Origin of the sequence: Microbulbifer hainanensis, assembly GCF_014904735.1 — a bacterium.
Classification (GTDB): Bacteria; Pseudomonadota; Gammaproteobacteria; order Pseudomonadales; family Cellvibrionaceae; genus Microbulbifer; species Microbulbifer hainanensis.
The window spans coordinates 1-19,357 of sequence record NZ_JACZCR010000039.1 but is presented as its reverse complement, the minus strand read 5'-3'; the positions used below and the strand labels follow the sequence as shown (position 1 = coordinate 19,357).

The 19,357-nt window shown below is 57.4% G+C and carries 15 protein-coding genes; 6 read left to right on the top strand and 9 right to left on the bottom strand.

Translation table 11 applies throughout. The features are described from left to right. Positions 1 to 316 precede the first annotated feature (316 nt). Both IG168_RS15055 and IG168_RS15050 read left to right on the top strand, forming a co-directional pair. A complete protein-coding gene (locus tag IG168_RS15055; RefSeq protein WP_193165245.1) occupies positions 317 to 1,699 on the top strand; it encodes an MFS transporter in 1,383 nt (460 codons plus the stop codon). A 56-nt stretch (positions 1,700 to 1,755) separates the two neighbouring features. Then, positions 1,756 to 2,709, top strand: coding sequence for a glycoside hydrolase family 43 protein (locus IG168_RS15050; protein ID WP_319024722.1), 954 nt, complete (start codon positions 1,756 to 1,758; stop codon positions 2,707 to 2,709). A gap of 36 nt (positions 2,710 to 2,745) precedes the next feature. On the opposite strand, the gene IG168_RS15045 is transcribed toward IG168_RS15050, so the two are convergent. From IG168_RS15045 to djlA, 5 genes are all read right to left on the bottom strand, one after another. Next, positions 2,746 to 3,030, bottom strand: a complete 285-nt coding sequence (locus tag IG168_RS15045) for a CDGSH iron-sulfur domain-containing protein (RefSeq protein ID WP_193165244.1) — start codon at positions 3,028 to 3,030, stop codon at positions 2,746 to 2,748. Between the two features lie 73 nt (positions 3,031 to 3,103). Beyond that, complete coding sequence (locus tag IG168_RS15040) at positions 3,104 to 3,922, bottom strand: OmpW/AlkL family protein (RefSeq protein WP_193165243.1); 819 nt, start codon at positions 3,920 to 3,922, stop codon at positions 3,104 to 3,106. A 378-nt stretch (positions 3,923 to 4,300) separates the two neighbouring features. After that, positions 4,301 to 5,119, bottom strand: coding sequence for an OmpW/AlkL family protein (locus IG168_RS15035; protein WP_193165242.1), 819 nt, complete (start codon positions 5,117 to 5,119; stop codon positions 4,301 to 4,303). Between the two features lie 393 nt (positions 5,120 to 5,512). After that, the gene (locus IG168_RS15030; RefSeq protein ID WP_193165241.1) at positions 5,513 to 5,821 is read right to left on the bottom strand and encodes a BolA family protein; all 309 of its coding nucleotides are present in this window, start codon (positions 5,819 to 5,821) and stop codon (positions 5,513 to 5,515) included. Between the two features lie 46 nt (positions 5,822 to 5,867). Further along, positions 5,868 to 6,650: a co-chaperone DjlA gene (gene djlA, locus IG168_RS15025; RefSeq protein ID WP_193165240.1), complete on the bottom strand. Its 783-nt coding sequence runs from the start codon at positions 6,648 to 6,650 to the stop codon at positions 5,868 to 5,870. A 1,106-nt stretch (positions 6,651 to 7,756) separates the two neighbouring features. On the opposite strand from djlA, the gene IG168_RS15020 reads away from it, so the two are divergent. Then, positions 7,757 to 9,697, top strand: coding sequence for an NHL repeat-containing protein (locus IG168_RS15020; protein WP_193165239.1), 1,941 nt, complete (start codon positions 7,757 to 7,759; stop codon positions 9,695 to 9,697). Positions 9,698 to 9,771: 74 nt separating this feature from the next. Here the strand turns inward: IG168_RS15020 and IG168_RS15015 are convergent, their stop codons facing one another. From IG168_RS15015 to IG168_RS15005, 3 genes are read right to left on the bottom strand one after another with little or no spacing between them, the layout of a single operon-like run. Next, positions 9,772 to 11,085: a sodium ion-translocating decarboxylase subunit beta gene (locus IG168_RS15015; protein ID WP_193165238.1), complete on the bottom strand. Its 1,314-nt coding sequence runs from the start codon at positions 11,083 to 11,085 to the stop codon at positions 9,772 to 9,774. Between the two features lie 12 nt (positions 11,086 to 11,097). Then, complete coding sequence (oadA, locus tag IG168_RS15010) at positions 11,098 to 12,882, bottom strand: sodium-extruding oxaloacetate decarboxylase subunit alpha (RefSeq protein ID WP_193165237.1); 1,785 nt, start codon at positions 12,880 to 12,882, stop codon at positions 11,098 to 11,100. A gap of 54 nt (positions 12,883 to 12,936) precedes the next feature. After that, positions 12,937 to 13,170, bottom strand: a complete 234-nt coding sequence (locus tag IG168_RS15005) for an OadG family protein (protein ID WP_193165236.1) — start codon at positions 13,168 to 13,170, stop codon at positions 12,937 to 12,939. Between the two features lie 233 nt (positions 13,171 to 13,403). Between IG168_RS15005 and IG168_RS15000 the strand changes: the two genes are divergently transcribed. The 3 genes from IG168_RS15000 to IG168_RS14990 all read left to right on the top strand — a co-directional run bounded on the left by IG168_RS15000 (position 13,404) and on the right by IG168_RS14990 (position 17,057). Continuing rightward, positions 13,404 to 14,396 (top strand): tRNA dihydrouridine synthase, encoded by a 993-nt coding sequence (locus IG168_RS15000; RefSeq protein ID WP_193165235.1) that lies wholly within the window; start codon positions 13,404 to 13,406, stop codon positions 14,394 to 14,396. Between the two features lie 159 nt (positions 14,397 to 14,555). Next, on the top strand, positions 14,556 to 16,274 hold the full coding sequence (gene polX, locus IG168_RS14995; protein ID WP_193165234.1) for a DNA polymerase/3'-5' exonuclease PolX: 1,719 nt from the start codon (positions 14,556 to 14,558) through the stop codon (positions 16,272 to 16,274). Positions 16,275 to 16,277: 3 nt separating this feature from the next. Next, a complete protein-coding gene (locus tag IG168_RS14990) occupies positions 16,278 to 17,057 on the top strand; it encodes an Fpg/Nei family DNA glycosylase (RefSeq protein WP_193165233.1) in 780 nt (259 codons plus the stop codon). Positions 17,058 to 17,074: 17 nt separating this feature from the next. Here the strand turns inward: IG168_RS14990 and ftsH are convergent, their stop codons facing one another. Further along, positions 17,075 to 19,036 carry an ATP-dependent zinc metalloprotease FtsH gene (gene ftsH / locus IG168_RS14985; RefSeq protein WP_193165232.1) on the bottom strand — a complete coding sequence of 654 codons (1,962 nt, stop codon included), beginning with the start codon at positions 19,034 to 19,036 and terminating at the stop codon, positions 17,075 to 17,077. Positions 19,037 to 19,357 lie beyond the last annotated feature (321 nt).

Here is a 19,357-nt window from a genome sequence, read left to right as displayed (position 1 = left end):
CCTCTTCCGCCCCCGTCAATTGCCTGCGCCAGTGCCCTGGTGGGGCGACACGGAACACAGTGCGATGCCAACAACGGCAGCCCGCCATTCGGTCACAGCCAAGTTAGCACCCTTGCACCAATTGTGGGTATGATCGGATATTAACCAGCCGTCATACCATGGCGGCCCCGGATCGGTGGCCGCTGGCTACGGGGCAATTTGTCGACGTCGCTCCGCTTTGACATTAATACTACAATAATATATATCTAGCGCCAACGTACGATAAAAAGAACCGGCGGCACAGCCGCTGTCCCAGCGATTGACGGGAAAGAAATAAATGAAGTCCAACAAGCTTTCCATCTTCGAGAAGGTGGGTTTCGGTGCAGGCGATATGGCCGTTAATGTGGTCATTTCGTCGATGATGCTGATCATCGCCTTCTTCTATACCGATGTTTACGGCCTGAAACCCCAGGACATGGCTCTGCTATTCCTGCTGGTGCGCCTGATCGATGCAGTCACCGATCCCCTGATGGGTACGATCACCGACCGCTTCACTACGCGCTGGGGCCGCTACCGCCCCTACTTCCTGTTTCTCGCGGTGCCTTTCGGCATCTCGGTGTTCCTGACCTTCAGCACGCCGGACTTCGATTACAACGGCAAGCTGGTCTGGGCTTACGCCACCTATATTCTTGTCACGCTGATGTTTACCGCGGTCACCATTCCGTATATCTCCATCATCGGCGTGCTTACCGACGATCCCAAGGAACGGTTGTCAGCCAACGGCTACCGGCTGTTCTTTGCCAAGATTGCCGCCTTCCTGGTGACCATCGTGGTACCGATGCTCGCCGCCGCCTGGGGAGAGGACAAGCTGGCCCAGGGTTACCAGATGGCCATGGGGCTGATGGCCCTGCTGGCAACAGCGCTGTTTATCTTCTGCTTTTTCGCCACCGAAGAGCGCGTCCAGTATGAGCCGGACCGCACCCCCTTTCTGACCCAGGCGAAAAACCTGCTGCAGAACGACCAGTGGCTGATTCTCACCGGCGTGTGCCTGGTGGGTACCATCGGCTACGTGGTGCGTGGTTCCGTGGCCGCCTACTACGCCAAGTATTATCTGGGTGGCAACGCGCAGACCCTGTCCGCATTCCTCGCCACCGGCGTTGTCGCGGCGATTCTCGCCATGGTGGCCTCTACCTGGATCACCAAGCGCTACTGCAAGATCAAGCTGTTCAGCCGCAGCCAGCTACTAGTCGGCGCGATCAGTGTGGTGATGTTCTTCGCCGTGAGTCCGGGAGACAGAGCGCTGGCCTTCGTGCTGTATTTCCTGCTGTCGTTCGTTGTCGACCTGCACGCCCCCGTTTTCTGGTCTGCCATTGCGGAAGCCGTGGATTACGGTGAGGCGAAAACCGGCAAGCGCGCATCCGGACTCGCGTTCGGTGGCATTTCATTTTTCCAGAAAGCCGGTATGGGTATTGCCGGCGCGATGGTCGGCTGGCTGCTGGCCTTCTTCGACTATGTGCCGGATCAGGCCCAGAGCGAATTCTCCCTGATGGGAATCGCGCTGATGCTGACGGTGATCCCCGGCTTTTTCCACTTCCTGATGGGTATGCTGATGCGCCGCTACGTGATCACCGACGCCTATTACGCAAAGCTGAAGCGCGGCGAGGCACTCCCGGCATCCGACGCGACCGACTCCGGCAACCTGCGCCCGTCTACCCCCTGAATCATTCGTCGCCCCGCTAATCGCGGGGCAAACTCTGATGTATTGCGGAGAACAAAGTGAGCGAATCCACTCCTATCCTGAAACCGCTGATCGAGCAGCGCGCTGACCCCTATATCTACCACCACAGTGACGGCCACTACTATTTCATCGCTTCGGTACCCGAATACGACCGTCTGGAACTGCGCCGCTCGAAGACTCTCGCGGGACTCGCCGACGCCGATCCGGTAACTGTCTGGCGCAAGCCGGACAATGGTCCCTATTCCGACCTGATCTGGGCGCCGGAAATTCACTATATCGACGGCACCTGGGCCATCTATTTTGCTGCGGCACCGTCGCGGGAAATCAAAGACGATCTATTCCAGCACCGCATGTATGCACTGACTACCACCGCTGCCAACCCGCTCGAAGGCGAATGGCTATTGGAACAAGTGGATTCCGGAATCGATACCTTCTGCCTGGATGCCACCAGCTTCGAACACCGCGGGCAGCGTTACTATCTCTGGGCACAGAAAGGACCTGGGATTCCCGGTAATTCAAACCTGTATATAGCGCCGCTGGAAAGCCCTACCCGAATTTCCGGTGAGCCCGTCTGCCTGACAGTGCCGGAGTACGACTGGGAAACCATCGGCTTTGCCGTCAATGAAGGGCCCGCGGTAATCGCGCGCCACGGCCGCGTGTTTATCGCCTACTCCGCCAGTGCCACCAACCACAACTACTGCATGGGTCTGTTGTACGCAGACGAGAACGCGGACCTGATGGACCCGGCAAGCTGGACCAAGTCACCGGTACCGGTTTTCCAGAGCTGCTACGAGCGCGGCATCTACGGTCCCGGCCACAACAGCTTCACCGTGTCGGAAGACGGCCAGCAGGATATCCTCGTCTACCACGCGCGCACCTACACCGAAATCGAAGGCGACCCGCTATGGGATCCCAACCGCCATACCTATATCAAGGCGTTCGAGTGGTCTGAAGACGGCATGCCGGTATTCGGCAATCCCGCGGAACCCTGAGCGCTGCCACGCATCAACTCGCACTGCAGGGAGCGATCATGTATCGCTCCCGTCTCTCCCCTCCTGCCCGACATCACTGTCGGCAAACTGCTTGTGGTGTCCATCGCAAAACGGGCGCGTCGCTGTGTGCTTGCAGCAACACAGCCAGTAATCGGCGGTTTCTGACACGGAAAATTTCAGTGGCTCGAGACCGCTACCCTTATGCGAACCGTCGCAGAACGGTTGCGCCTGCGAGCGGCCGCAGACACAGAAAAAATAATTCTTTCCCGCTTCCAACGGCACGCATAGCGGCCGGTTACCGGCAACGATGGGCGAAGTCATTTCAACTCACCGAATTGATCAATTGAAAAAAGGCGCCGAAGCGCCTTTTCCCTGCCGATTGGCAATTGAAAGATCAGAACTTGTAACCGATACCGAGGGTATACACCCAGGGATCGACGTCCAGATCGGTTCTGACGGAGTTGACGAACTGGCGCGGCGCGCCAGTATTGGTGACACCGTCGACAACGTAACGCAGACTCGATGTCGTTTCGACATCGTGGTACTGCACCGCTGCATTCACCAGCCAGTTGCTCTCGCGGCCGAACAGCACGTCGACCCCGACCTGCGCCGCCCAGCCCCAGGAATCGTCCACGCTGACGCGGGCGGGCCCGACGGCATCGCCCACTTCAAACAACAGGTCGTTGACCGGTGCGCGCACGTTCACGCTGTCGAAGCCGGTGTAATTGGCGCCCACGCCAATATACGGCTGTACCCAGGATTCCGGACAGACCGGCAACCAGTTGACCATCAGCGTGCTGGAATACGAATCCAGGCTGCCAAGATTGCGGCGGTTACCCTGGATTTCCGGCAGACCGAGCGCGCCGAGATTGCGAATTTCCAGGTCGTGGCTGGACTCACCCACATAACCAAACTCAATGGACCAGTGATCCATCGGCATGAACATCGCAGAAAACTGCCAGGTGGTGTTGTCGTCCAGATCGTATTTCAGCCCGGAATACTCGGGAAAAACATCAGGATACCTGAGGTTACTGGAAGAAGAAGAATCCGGATTGACATAGCCAGCCCCTAAACGGACCACGGCGGTACCCGCGTGATACAGCTTAGGTGGAGGGGCCGGCGGTGCATAACCGGACGGTCCGGCCATCGCCGTGGACGCGGCCACTGCGGATACTGCCAGGGCCAAGGGTGTCAGAATGTGCGTCATTTTCATTGGTAATACTCCGTTGATATTCGGCAAATTGAACAGCAACTAACCCAATCACTTTCAGTCTAGACACGGAAAAAAACGCCTGTAGAAAAAACATCCAAATAAAGTCCCGATCGTTGGAACTTTTACGTAAAGTTGGCGTACACCCTATTTTTATGGCGGCAGCATAATTAAATTCGAAGTTTGAGGCGCTCTTTTGATTTGACTAAAAAGACGCCAAAAAAGACATTCGCGCCATTCCATACTTTTTTTGAAAGATTTTCCGGCATTAATTTCCTCCTAAGCATCTGAGACAAATCTTATCGCAAACCGCTAGACATAATAATTCCGCAATGAAAAAGGGCGCCGAAGCGCCCTTTTTTTACATAGCTACAGTAGAGATCAGAAAGAGAACTTATATCCAACACCAATGTTGAAAAGCCATGGATTGAAGTTGTAGTCGCCGGAGTAGGACTCAAAAATGGGTTCCACATCGACGGGAGGCGGCTCTCTGTCAAAGACAGAAAACTGCGCATCGCTTTCGGATCGCACGTAGATGGCCGCAACATTCACCAGCCAGGCGCTATCGTGGCCGAAGTTGAAATCCGCACCAATCTGCCAGGTATATCCCCAGGAATAACCCAGGTCATAGGTCCCTCTCAGGCCCAAGTCCCGCAAATCCTGACGTAGGATTCCTCTGAAGTTCTCACCACTAAAATCGGTATAGCTGACGCCACCACCGACATAGGGCTGGAACATGCAGCTCGGATCCAGCGGATAATACTTTAAGGATGCAGTACTAACCTCGACATCGAATTCACCGATATCGCGGAATCGACGATCAAGATTCAAATCATAAATATCATTGATATAATCCACGTATGGATTCAGGTTACCGCCTCTGAAGGAACCAGCATCGGTATAGCTCAGTTCGAATCCCCAGTGATCGGTCGGCTTCCATTCACCATTGATGAACCAGCCCCATTCGTCGTCAGGGTCCAGTCTTGCCCGGAAGGCATCAAAAAACTGAAACGTATCATCGGCAAACGTGACCGTGTCAGAACTCGGTGTAACATAAGAACCACCGATACGAACCATGAAATTCTGCTGCGGCGGGGGTGGCGGCGCAGGAACATATCCGGACGGCCCTGCCGACGCGACGCCGGAAACGGCCAGCGCCAGAGGTGCCATTGCGGGGATTAAAATACGCGTCATCTTCATTGCTAAAACTCCATTGATTTTTCAGCAGATCAAACAGCAATCAGCCCAATCACTGGAAAGTCTAATCACACGAAAACAACTCTGTAGAAAAATTAACCAAATTTTGGCGTCAAAAAAGAAATTTCCTGCATATTAGGCGCATTGATTTTCTTCTTGTCGGGAAATTGCTCCGACGACAAACACAAAATAAATTGATTAATGTTGCGCATAAGCGCTAAGGGAAGGAATTTTATTTCGGTGCGGCTAGGTTAGCACTATCGGTTTGCCCGAATTTCGTCTAAATGACGCAGAACACTACACGTGCTTGAAGGAAGTTTTAGAGGAAAGGTCAAAAAAGAGATGTGGCGGATAAAAAGCGCGCCCAGAAACGGCACGCTTATCACCCGCAAATGATCACGATTTTTTACCGCCGCCGAGACACTGCGGACTCTCCGGCGCCTGGCCTTCCCACTCCGCAGGGCTGTAAGTGTGCAGTGCCAGTGCGTGCACAGGCCCCGCCATTTCCTCGGCCAATGCCGCGTAAACTTTCTGGTGCCGCTGCACTTTGCGCAGTGTTTCGAACGCCCCGGTGACCAGCACAACGCGAAAATGCATTTCCGCGCCCGCCGGTACATTGTGCATATGGCTCTCGCACTGAACATCGATATAGTCCGGCGCAAAGGCATCGGTAAGTTTCTGCTGAATTTTTTCCGCCAAGCTCATGGATTGCCCCATTTCATTGGACCTTGATATTCGCGACTAGCGGCAATTAAGCGCTGGCCGCAGCTTTGCGCTTGCGCGCATCAACGATGGTGTCATAGGCCACGGTAACACTCTTCATCTGGTCTTCCGCATGGCGCATGAACTCTTCTGGCAGCCCTTTTGCCGCGATCTTGTCCGGGTGGAATTCGGCAGCCTTGCGGCGGTAGGCCAGTTTCAGTTCCCGGTCGCTGGTATCCGGTGTGCAGCCGAGTACCGCGTAGTGCTGTTGCAAACTTTCCGCAGAGGTCGGTGCACGTCCGTCAAATTCTCCCTGCATGGCCGCGAAAATGGATTCGTGCAGACCGAGGAAATTGGGAATGCGGCGCAGGATTTCCTCTTCGCTGGCGTGCAGTTCCCCATCGGCATAGGCCACGGCAAACAGCAGGCGATAGACCATTTCCCGCATAGCCTGATTGCGCACCAGCTGCTGATACTGCTGTGCATAGTCGTAAATGCTGTACGCATCGGTCTTGGCATTCTCGAAGATCTTGATTGCCTGCTTGCGGTCCTCGCTGCTGAGACGCAGGTTATTGCGCATGAAGTCCTCGATCATCTGGACTTCCGCCTTGGACACCTGACCGTCCGCCTTGGCCATTTTCGCAAGCATTGAGAACAGCGTGACGATGAATACCGTCTGGGCACCGTCGCGATTCAGGCCGCCCACCTCACTGGTTAATCGCTGCAGGCCGGAAGTAAACGAACTGCCGATCCACGCACCCAGCGCCGCGCCAATGGGACCGCCAAACATCATGCCGATACCGGCCCCGATTCCCGCGCCCAACCAGGACATATTTGCTCCTCCAGACGCCGTATTGCGCCGGTTTTAGATAAAAAACGCGCCTATGATATCACGGCTTATCCGGGGATACGGCCGAGAGCAGACCGATCGGTCACGGGTGGCTGGCCAACGCCGTGCAAGTAATGTCTCTCCCACCTCTGCCCATATCGTTTCCGGAGCGGTGGAACACCAGTATGCTTGTGCGTATGGTCCGCGCTACCGACAATCCACACAATGCCAATTCGATGGATCCACCAGGAATTGCGCCCGTCAGCCATGGGCACGCCCTTCGCCATGGTGTTGAGAGTGGTTATCGGCTGCGGCCACAAACACACCCTGGGGCCCATACTGGTTCCTTGCGTCGCTGTCAGTGAAGTCTGCGAAACGGTGCCACGCGCTCAAAACCCCAAAGCGCAATGGCGGCAGCTCAGGTTGAGAGTGCTGTGGGTTTTACCAGTTCCACCCTGTTAGTTCATGAAATCGCACTGCGGGACAGATACGTGCAACAGCGCAATTTTGACAATTATATTCCCGCCCATATGCCGAATATGCGTCAGGTGCAAGTTCATAATGTGTCTTCAACCAACACGTCCGCAGGGTTGGTGACACTGGATTATCTTCGTTGGCCCCGGCTGCAGGCAATGCCATCACTGCGTGACAATTAAGCGGACATACCGGACGTCATCCTCCCTCGCCTGGTTTCACCGTCATCCTGCTTCACAGTTCCATCCCGCAGAGGAAGTCTGAATTCCGGCAGCCATTCCTATGCCATACTTTTTTAACGCGAATTCGATACGGCCTCTCCCGGTCGTGAACCCGAGATGTAGGAAGTTAGGTTCATGGAAGATCAGCGTAAATCCCCCTTCTCCAATTCTTGTTGGCATTTTCTCTTATCACTCGCCTTCATAACTGCGCTGATTGCAAGTGGCAGACCTGCTGGGGCACAACCGTCGGATCATACACACCCACAGGTACCGGGCACTGAATCGGGATCATTCAATACTCACAACCCCTGGGATTCTTGGGATATCGGTCCGTATCTGGGCAAGCCCCGTCACATAAGTGGCCTCATTGAGGGTAACGGCAACCCACAGCCAGGATATAGAGTTTCGTTGTACGTGAGTTACGCAGGAGATATCCGGCATGGCAAAACGATCGCAACCACCCACACCGACCAGTATGGAAAATTTCGCTTAAAGTACCGCCAGCCATACGTACTGTCGCGAAGATTAAAACCCCTATATTTCGTCATTGCCGAAAAAGGGCCCGCGATGCTTGCCAGCGCTATCGGCAATGGCCGCAAGCTGCCAAAACATATCGCTGTCAATGAACGCACAACAGTGGCTACCGCAACGTCGTTTGCTCAGTTTATTCACGGAAGGAACATAGCGGGCAACACCTATGGACTGTTGAATGCGGTCAGAATGGCCGCCAACATGGCAAACCCGCTGACGGGCAACCTCGCATCAGTACTCGCCAATGAGCCCAACGGGACTTATACCGCGACACTAAAAACCTTTAACTCTCTCGCCAATGTGGTTGCCTCCTGTGTCGCCGATGCAGGAAACTGCCTAGCACTGTTCGATGCTACATCGCCAGAGGGGGAGCCCCCGGTACAGACGGTACTCCAGGCGCTGGCCAATGCCACAAAATACCCCTCATATCCGAATTATCCGCACGATGTGGACGATCCTCTATTTCTGCTTTCGCTGGCATCGCCAATTTATCAGCCAGCTCTTCTGGAACGCCCGACCAACTGGCTGCTATTCCTGAAATTTACCGGCGGCCAGTACAGCGAACAGGACAGCTCCAACTTGATGAATGGCCCCGGCAATGTAGCGATCGATAAAAAAGGTTCCGCCTGGATTCTCGACAATTACGAACCCGAAGCGTCGGACGAGACCGCCTGTACCGGTTTGCGGCTGCTGAAATTTCTGCCCTGGGGAGAGACGTATCCCGGATCTCCCTACTTCGGCGGCGGCCTTAGCGGCGCCGGGTTTGGCATTACCTTAGATCCACGCGGCCATATTTGGGTCGGAAATTTCGGCTTCGAAGCCGAGGGATGTGCCGACGGCACTGTCCCGCCGGATCCGAGAAAGAAAATCCCCGCAACACACAACAGCGTCTCACTGTTCCACCCGAGCGGGATTCCGTTGTCCCCCTTCCGCGGTTTTACCCAGGGAAAGATTTCATGGCCCCAAGGAACCGTTTCTGACAAAAAGGGCAATATCTGGATCGCCAATTGCGGCAACGATAGCGTGACGATTATCCCCCGGGGCAATCCGGCACTCGCCCGCAATATCCCGTTACCCGGCGGTGGCACCGAACCAGATTCAGACTCCCCACTTCTGAAGCCGTTCGCCATCGCAATTGATCCCTATGGCCGTGCATGGGTCACCGGTAACAAGGGCCAGGAGATCTACATAGTGTCTTTTGACGGTACGGTCGAGACAGTCGACAGCAGCGATGTATCCCTTTCCTGGCCGATGGGAATTTCTGGCGACAGCCAGGGCAACATGTGGGTTTCCAGTTCGGACACGGTCAACATTGTCTGTATCGATGGTCTGAGTTCACAGGGTGCAGAGAACCCATCAATTGTTTTCTACCCTGCAAACGGCGCTACGCCCCGACAATTCCAAAAAACCGGAGGGCTGACAATTCCATGGGGTAATGCCATCGACGGCGACGACACCCTTTGGGTATTCAATTTCGGCCGCGCTCCAATGGAAGATGCAAATGAAAACCAGGTCTGGCCGGAAACCGGGATATCCCGCTTCTGCGGTGCCGGTAGATGTCCTCATGGCTTACAGCTGGGCGACCCGATTTCACCGGATACCGGCTATACCAGCGATGCACTGGAACGGGTTACCGGCGGCGCCATAGACCCTTCTGGCAATATCTGGCTACTCAATAACTGGCGCAAGGACGGCCCGCTGTATTACAGCGTTAATCCGGGAGGCAATTCCTTTGTAATTATTCCCGGCGCTGCCAAGCCGGTAAAAACGCCCCTGATCGGACCACCGCGCTCATTTGGAGAAACCCATCCGGACAACCATTAAATTAATTGCCTGAAACATAGAAAAAGGCGAGCCTCCCGGTTCGCCTTTTTCTATAGGAACATATCGTCAGTCTGTCAGCCCGTCATCGTACGGACCATGGTGATCATGACACCCGCTGCGACGGCCGAACCAATCACTCCGGCCACGTTGGGCCCCATCGCATGCATCAAGAGGAAATTGTGCGGATTCGATTCCAGCCCCAGTTTGTTGGAAACCCGCGCAGCCATGGGTACTGCGGAAACGCCTGCGGAGCCGATCAATGGATTGATCTTGTTTTTGCTGACGACGTTCAAGAGCTTCGCCATCAGCACGCCGGACGCGGTGCCGATGGCAAACGCAATGATCCCCAGTGCCAGGATTCCCAACGTCTTCGGATCGAGGAACTTGTCCGCAGCCAGCTTGGAGCCCACCGACAGGCCGAGGAAAATGGTCGTGATATTGATCAGTGCATTCTGCGCTGTATCGGACAGGCGCGCGACGACTCCGCACTCGCGCATCAGGTTGCCGAAACAAAACATACCCAGTAGCGGCGCCGCGCTAGGGAGGAAGAGCGCCACCAGGATCAACAGTAACAGGGGAAAGGTAATCTTTTCCCGCGTGCCCACGTGGCGGAGTTGCACCATTTCGATTTTGCGCTCTGCCGGTGTGGTCAGTGCGCGCATGATCGGTGGCTGGATCAGCGGCACCAGTGCCATATAGGAATAGGCCGCGACGGCGATGGCACCGAGCAGGTCGGGCGCCAGCAGGCTGGATACGTAGATCGCCGTGGGGCCGTCGGCGCCACCGATAATGCCGATGGCCGCGGCGTCGGCAATGGAAAAATCCATGATGCCGGCAACAGACAGCCCCACTGCACCGAGTACCGTGGCAAAGATACCGAATTGTGCCGCGGCACCGAGAAACAGGGTGCGCGGGTTGGCGAGTAGCGGACCGAAATCGGTCATCGCCCCCACCCCCATGAAAATCACCAGCGGCGCCACGCCCGACGCGATGGCGACCGAATAGAAGTTATACAGCATTCCATTGCCGTAGCCCGCATCCAGCGCCAGCTGCGTTACCTGGGTCTGCACTGCCGCGGGCGCTGCCGCCACTGCCTCTCGCATGGCATGAACCGAGCTGGGATTATCCATCCCCAGCATCTGGCTAACCTGAAACAGCAGGCCGCTGTCACCGGAGACCAGCGCGGTTTCCGCTGCGGACAGGGCCAGGTGGGCGCCAGGAATATTGGCGAGAATGCCGCCGAAGCCGATCGGAACCAGCAGCAGCGGCTCAAAGTTTTTGCGGATGGCGAGAAACAGTAGCAACAATCCCACCAGGATCATCGTGAACTGTCCCCACGCCATCTGGTAGACGCCAGACGATTGCCACAGGTTGGCCAGGTTTTCCACGAGCGTCTCCCGTTATGCGATGGCCAGCAGCGGATCGCCCACGGATACAGAATCGCCCTCTTTGACGGTGACACCAGTGATCAAGCCCGCGCGCGGCGCGCTGATGGAGGTTTCCATTTTCATGGCTTCCAGCACAATGATGGTCTGGCCTTCGCTGACGCGCTCGCCCGGCCGCACCAGCACCTTGAAAATATTGCCGGCCAGCGGCGCAGACACCGGCTCGCCTGTCGGTGTGGGCGCCGCCGCGCTGTCCGCGGGCGCCGGCACCGGGGTGACCGGGTTCAGGCTGGTGATATCGCCGCCGTCGGCCACGGTGACGGTATAGCTCTTACCCTCCACGGTGACGGTATAGAGGCCCTCGCCTTTCTCGGTGGTGACCGCATCGCGCACGATGCCGGTAGGTGCAGGCTCAAAGGCTTCGGGGTTATCGCGGTTGCGCAGGAATTTCAGTCCGATCTGCGGGAAGAGCGCATAGGTCAGCACGTCGTCGATACGTCGGTCACCCTCCTCCAGGGGAATTTTCTGCTCGTCGGCGGTTTTCTCCAGTTCGCCAGTAATTTTTTCCAGTTCCGGCTCCAGCAGATCCGCCGGGCGGCAGGTCACCGGCGCGTCGTCTTTCAGGACACGTTTCTGCAATTCCCCGTTGACCGGCGCCGGGGTGGCACCGTACTCGCCCCTCAGCACCGCTGCCGTCTCATTGGAAATGGTCTTGTAGCGGCCGCCGGTCAATACATTCAGGACCGCCTGGGTTCCCACGATCTGCGAGGTCGGGGTTACCAGCGGGATAAATCCCAGATCCTCGCGCACGCGCGGTATCTCTTCCAACACTTCGTCAAAGCGCTCGCTGGCATTCTGCTCGCGCAACTGGTTTTCCATATTGGTCAGCATGCCGCCCGGCACCTGTGCCACCAGGATGCGCGAGTCAACTCCCTTGAGCGAGCCCTCAAACTGGGCGTATTTCTTGCGCACTTCGCGGAAGTAGGCCGCGATCTCCTCCAGCAGATTCAGGTCGAGTCCGGTATCGCGGTCGGTGCCTTCGAGGATGGCAACCAGGGTTTCGGTGGGGCTGTGGCCGTAGGTCATCGACATGGAGCTGATCGCCGTGTCCACATTGTCGATACCCGCCTCGATACACTTGAGCGCGGTGGCGGTGGAAAGCCCGGTGGTGGCGTGGCACTGCATGTGAATGGGAATATCCACGGCGGCCTTCAGCTTGCTCACCAGTTCGTAGCCCTCGTAGGGGCGCAACAGGCCGGCCATATCCTTGATCGCAATCGAGTCCGCGCCCATATCCTCGATCTGGCGGCCGAGGTCCACCCACAAGTCCATAGTGTGCACCGGGCTCACGGTATAGGAGATGGTGCCCTGGGCGTGCTTGTCCTGCTTCTTGACCGCACGCAGTGCCGTCTGCAGGTTGCGCATATCGTTCATCGCATCGAACACGCGAAATACGTCCACGCCGTTCACAGCGGCGCGCTCGACAAATTTTTCCACCACGTCGTCGGCATAGTGCCGGTAGCCGAGAATATTCTGGCCGCGGAACAGCATCTGTTGCGGCGTATTCGGCATGGCCTTTTTCAGTTCGCGGATGCGCTCCCAGGGGTCTTCACCCAGGTAGCGGATACAGGCGTCAAAGGTTGCCCCACCCCAGGATTCCAGTGACCAGAAACCCACCTTGTCGAGTTTCTCTGCGATCGGCAACATGTCATCAAGGCGCAGGCGGGTCGCAAAAAGTGACTGGTGCGCGTCGCGCAGGACTACATCAGTAATCCCCAGTGGCTTTTTTACCTCTGTCATCGGTCGTCTCTCTCGGCAATTATTAAAGTTGTCAGCGGCCAGAAAATTGAATGGCTATTTTTGGTTGCGGTTGCGATGCTGTTGGATCGCCGCTTTGATGATCGCGCGCAGGCGCACATCATCGGGGGTCTGGCTGCCGGACGAAGGAGTCGTGGCTTCGGGGAAGTTGCGGAGAATAATGCGGGACATGATACCGGTGGCGATGACCAGCGCCATCAGGAATGAGAAGACGATCCCCATGCCGAACACGGTGATGTCCATTCCCTGTTGTAAGAGGGTATCCTGCACTATTTTCTCCTGTTTCCGCCGCAGCGGACGCTATTTCATTACAACAAACCTTTAAAATCAAACACTTAATAGTTTCAGCCGCAACGATAAGCCTTGTCTGCACCGTACTCTTACAGCCTTTGGTGACCGCCCAAAAGGTCTCTGCCACCAACAGAACTAGGGTGACTGTTAAGCCCCTGCTAAAATGCGCGCCCCTTTTGGCATCGGCTCCCAGAGCGCCGGATTGACAGGCAATGACCCGACAGACAGATTTTACAGCTCCGCGGATTTACCAGGCCCCCATGGAAGGCGTTATCGACCACCATGTCCGCGCCCTGCTTTCCGCCATCGGCGGCGTGGACATCTGCGTCACCGAGTTTGTGCGGGTCACCCATACCCGCCTGCCGCGCCGGGTTTTTCTGCGCCTGTGCCCGGAGCTGGAGCATGGCGCCGTCACCCCGAGCGGCACACCGGTACGCCTGCAGCTGCTCGGCGGCAATCCCGAAGCGATGGCCCTCAATGCTGTTCGTGCAGTAGACGCGGGCGCCAAGGCCATCGACCTGAACTTCGGCTGCCCGGCCAAATCCGTGAATAACAGCGACGGCGGTGCCTGCCTGCTGCAGAGCCCCCACCGCGTGGAGGCCATCGTCGGCGCGGTGCGCCGGGCCGTGCCGGAACCGATTCCGGTAACCGCCAAGATCCGCCTGGGCTTTCAGGATAGATCAGGCTACATGGACAATGCCCGCGCGGCGGAAAACGGAGGCGCCAACGAACTGGCTGTACACGCGCGCTCCAAGGTCGACGGTTACAAGCCGCCAGCCTACTGGGAATACATTGGCGAAATCCGCCAGCAGCTCTCGATCCCGGTCATCGCCAACGGCGATATCTGGACCCTGGAAGAGTTCCGCCGCTGCCGCGAAGTGACCGGTTGTGACGCTTTTATGTTTGGCCGCAGCCTGCTGGCGCGCCCGGACCTGGCCCTGCAGGTGAAGGCATTCTGCGAGGGACGGGAACACAGCCCCATGTCCTGGCACCAGGTAGCCGCCCTGCTGTGGGATTACTACAGCACGACGCGGGAGGAATACCCGGCCAAGTACCTGGGCAACCGTATCAAGCAGTGGTTGGCCTACCTGAAGCTCGGCTACCCCGAGGCACAGATCTTTTTCGAGGAAATCAAACGTCTCCGTGAAGCCGAACTGATCGAAGCCGCGTTTGCCCGCACATTGGCCCTCAGCGAGGCCGCCTGACGACACAACCTCCGCTGGGTGCCCCGCACAGTTCTGCGCCGTCCCGGCGGGCACCCCAGCCCCTTCCCAACCTTCCCTATACTGAATCGCAGAGCCGGAAGCCCACCTGGCCATGATTCCTCGCCACGACATCTTCCGGCAGTCCCAGAGCGCACCACCATGCCGATACACAACCGCGAAATCGCCGACCGTTTCGAGCGCCTCGCCGACCTGCTGGAGATCGAGGGTGCCAACCCGTTTCGCGTGCGCGCCTACCGCAACGCCGCACGCACCGTGCGCGGCTACCCGCGCAGCATGGCCGACCTGCTCGACGATAGCGCGGACCTGACCGAACTGCCGGATATCGGCAAAGATCTCGCAGAAAAAATCGCAACGCTGGTTGATAGCGGTAAGCTGCCACTGCTCGATGAAATCGAACAGCGCACGCCGGCGGCACTCAGCGAACTGATGAAAATCGAGGGACTGGGGGCCAAGCGGGTCAAGGTGCTGCACGATGCGCTGGATATCGATTCAATCGACGACTTGAAGAAGGCCGTGGCGAGTGGCGAGATCCGCGACATCGAGGGCTTCGGTGAGAAGAGCGAGGAAAAAATCAAACAGCGCCTGGAGAGATTTTCCGGCGAAGAACAGCGCACCAAGCTGATCGAGGCCGAGGAAATCGCCGCCCCCCTGCTCGACTACCTGAAACAGGCTGACGGGCTCAAAGATATTCTCGTCGCCGGCAGTTACCGCCGGCGCAAGGAAACCGTCGGCGACCTGGACATACTGATCACGGCGCGAAAAGACGCCAACATTATGGACTACTTTGTCGATTACGAGGACATCGAGGAGATTGTCTCCAAGGGCGAGACCCGCTCCACCGTTCACTTGCGTTGTGGCATGCAAGTGGATCTGCGTGTGGTGCCGCAGGTCAGTTTCGGGGCGGCGCAGCACTACTTCACGGGTTCCAAAGACCACAATATTGCCGTGCGCAAACTGGGCATCAAGAAGGGCTATAAAATCAACGAATATGGCGTCTTCAAGGGCGATAAACGTATCGCCGGTAAAACAGAAAAATCTGTTTACGCCAGTGTCGACCTGCCCTATATACCACCGGAATTGCGCGAAAATCACGGCGAACTGGATGCCGCACGCAAGGGAACACTACCCAATCTTGTGACCCTTGAGGATCTGCGCGGCAATCTGCATACCCACACCGACGCCACCGATGGTCACGACACCCTGAAAGCCATGGCCGAGGCTGCTGCGGAAAGGGGCTTTGAATACCTCGCCATTACTGATCACTCGCGACACCTGACGGTTGCCCATGGCCTGGACCAAAAGCGGCTGCAGCAACAGATCAAAGCCATCGACAAACTCAACGATACCCTCGACGGAATACGCCTGTTGAAGTCTATCGAGCTGGATATCCTCGAGGACGGCAAACTGGATTTGCCGGACAGCGTGCTCGGCGAGCTGGATTTCGTCCTGTGCGCGGTACACTACAAGTTCAACCTGTCACGCCAGAAGCAGACCGAGCGCATTCTGCGGGCGATGGACAACCGGTACGTGAATATCCTCGCCCACCCATGCGGTCGCCTGATCAACGAGCGGGAAGCCTACGATATCGATCTGGAAAAAGTGCTCGAGGGCGCCACCGAACGCGGCTGCTTTATCGAGCTCAATGCTCAGCCGGACCGACTCGATCTCACCGATGAAGGCTGCAGGATGGCAAAAGCCATGGGGGTAAAAATTTCTATTGCCGCCGATGCCCACAGCAAAAGCGGCTTTGATAATCTCCGTTTCGGCATCGATCAGGCACGCCGCGGCTGGCTGGAAGCGGCCGACGTAATCAATACCCGACCGCTGAAAGCGCTGCTCAAGCTATTCGAGCGGTAAAAAATGCCAGAACTGCCCGAGGTGGAAACCTGCCGTCGCTATTTCAATGCCACGGCCCTGCACCAGAAAATCGCCCGGATTCATGTGCACGGAGCAGCGTTACTCGTCGACACCAGCCCTCAGGGGCTCGGCCGTGCACTGAAAGACCACACCTTCGACAGCACTTGCCGTCACGGCAAATATCTGTTCGCCAAACTCGACAGCGGCAACTGGCTGGTACTGCATTTCGGCATGAGCGGCCTGCTGGATTACGGGCGCAGCGCCGTGCCGCAATACACGCAGCTGGCAATCGAGTTTAACAACGATTACCGACTCGCCTATGTGGCGCCACGCAAGCTCGGTCACATCGCCCTGACCGACAGCCCAAAACACTGGGTGGAGATGAAAAAGCTGGGCCCGGATGCACTGGCGCTCAGCAGCGACGATTTCCTGCGGCTGGCGGCTTCCCGGCACGGTGCGGTCAAGCCTTGGCTGATGGATCAGCACTCGATTGCCGGGATCGGCAATCTGTACTCGGATGAGGTTTTATTTCAGTCTCGTATACACCCCCGGCGCGCCGTCGCAGACCTGAGCGAAGCCGAGCTGAAGGCAATACATCGAAAATTGCGTGAGGCTCTGGATACGTCCGTTGCTGTGCAGGCAGATCCGGACAAGCTTCCCAAGCAATTTCTGCTACCGCACCGCCATGAGGGAGGGCACTGCCCTCGCTGCGGCTCCAACTTGCAAAATGCCAAAATAGGCGGTCGCACCAGCTGGTTCTGCCCCCATTGCCAGAAAACTTAAATCACCCCGCATTCAAATCACTGAGCGGTCGGCTTTTTCCCCGCGCCCTCACTGTCAGTATTAATAATTGCCTGAATCTCCGGCGCCTCCAGCGTCTCCTTTTCCAGCAGCGCGGCGGCCAGCGCATCCAGTTTGGTCCGGTGTTCCGTCAGCAACGCGACGATCTCCTTTTCAATGTCACTGACCAGTTCGGTAATCTCCTCGTCGATAACCTGCGCCGTGTGTTCACTGAAATCTTTCTGCTGGGCCATTTCCCGGCCGAGGAATATATGCTCCTCACCGCGCTGAAACGCCACCGGCCCGATTTTCTTGCTCATTCCCCAGTGGGTCACCATGTGGCGGGCCAGGCGCGTCACCTGCTTTAAATCCTCTTCCGCGCCGGAGCTGACCTCATTGAATACCACCTGCTCGGCGACGCGTCCGCCGAGCATCACGCCGATGCGGTCGCGCAGGTAACTGGGCCGCAGGTTGTGATGCTCCTCCTCCGGGATCTGCTCGGTGGCACCGAGACTGCGGCCGCGGGGAATAATGGTGGCCTTGTCCAGCGGGTCGGCATTGGGCAGCAGACTCGCCACCAGGGCGTGGCCGCTTTCGTGATAGGCAACGATTTTTTTCTCCTCGTCGCCGATCACCATTTCCCGCTCGCTGCCGAGTACTACTTTGTCCCGCGCCAGTAGCATGCAACCCATATCCACTTCGGATTTGTCTTCACGACCGGCGAGTAACGCCGCTTCGTTGATCAGGTTTTCCAGATCTGCGCCGGCAAACCCCACCGTCAGGGCGGAAAGCCGCTCGAGGTCCACGTCCGCAGCCAGCGGCACCTCGCGGGAATGTATCTGCAGGATCGCCAGGCGCGCATGCTTGTCCGGCAGGTCCAGCACGATCTTGCGATCGAAGCGGCCGGGGCGCATCAGCGCGGCATCGAGCACATCCGGGCGGTTGGTGGCCGCGACGACAACCACCGCCTCGTGGGGATCAAACCCATCCATCTCCCCGAGGATCTGGTTCAATGTCTGTTCGCGCTCGTCGTGTCCCCCGCCGAGCCCGGCGCCGCGGGCGCGGCCCACGGAATCAATCTCATCGATAAAAATAATCGACGGCGCCTCTTTCTTGGCGCTGGCAAACATGTCTCGCACCCGCGATGCGCCGACACCGACAAACATTTCAATAAATTCGGAACCGCTGATACTGAAGAAAGGCACATCGCTCTCTCCGGCGAGAGCCTTGGCCAGCAGTGTCTTGCCCGTACCCGGCGGCCCCATCAGCAAAATTCCTTTGGGTATTTTCGCGCCGAGCTTGCGGTATTGATCTGGATTTTTCAGGTAGCCGGCGATTTCCTGCAGATCCCGCTTTGCATTGGCCAGGCCGGCTACGTCATCGAAGGTCACGCTGGACTCGCCGCGACGGAAGCGTTTGGCAGTGGAGCGGCCAAAACCGAAAGCGCCCCCGGGCCCGCCGAAACCACCGGCGCGCTCCTGCATGCGGCGCCCGGCGTACCACAGCAGCCCGAGAATCAGTATCCATGGAATAAGCCCGACCAGCACCCGCGCCCAGGGGCTGGCCTGCTGGGATTCCGCGCGGATATCTACCTGATACTCCTCCAGCAGGGGCATCAAATCCGGATCCTCCACGGGCGGCCGTGTGGTGACAAAATGGGTCGGTGCCGGGCGATCTCCCGCAGTCTTTACCTGGCCCTCGACCTGGCTTTCCGCACGATGGTAAGTGCCGACGATGCGTTCCCCCTGCAGGGTAACGCTGGCCACGTCGCCGGCTCGTATCTGTTGCTTGAACTGGCTGTAAGAGATCGGCTGGCGCTGTACCCGGTCCTGGGCACTGTTCACCAGATAGTGCGAAGTCAGCAGTATCGCCGAGATCCAGATAAGGTAGGGCAGCCATGATATCGGCTGCACTGGCGGTGTCTCCCGCTGTGGCGGTTCGCGCTCCTCCCCCGGCTTCTCGCTGTCTTTGTCGTCTGCCATAACCCTTCTGCACTAGCCCCTGGAGGCTCGCCGACTGTGGAAGCGCGGCAATCGCCACGGCACTGCTCAGTATAGTTTCACCCACTCCAGCCACGCCGACCGCGCATAAATTCGGCGCTCCGCCCAATAAATACGACTATCTTCAAATTAGGGCTTGCAAAGCGCCGAAAGCCACGGCAGAATTCGCGCCCTATCGAGCTGCACCGTCACCCCAACGGGAGGCACCGGAGTTCGGTAACCTGCGGATTTTTAAGGACTTTTTCTTAAAAAGACTTAAAAAAGAGTTGACTCCGCCAAGCCAACTCTCTATAGTTCGCACCC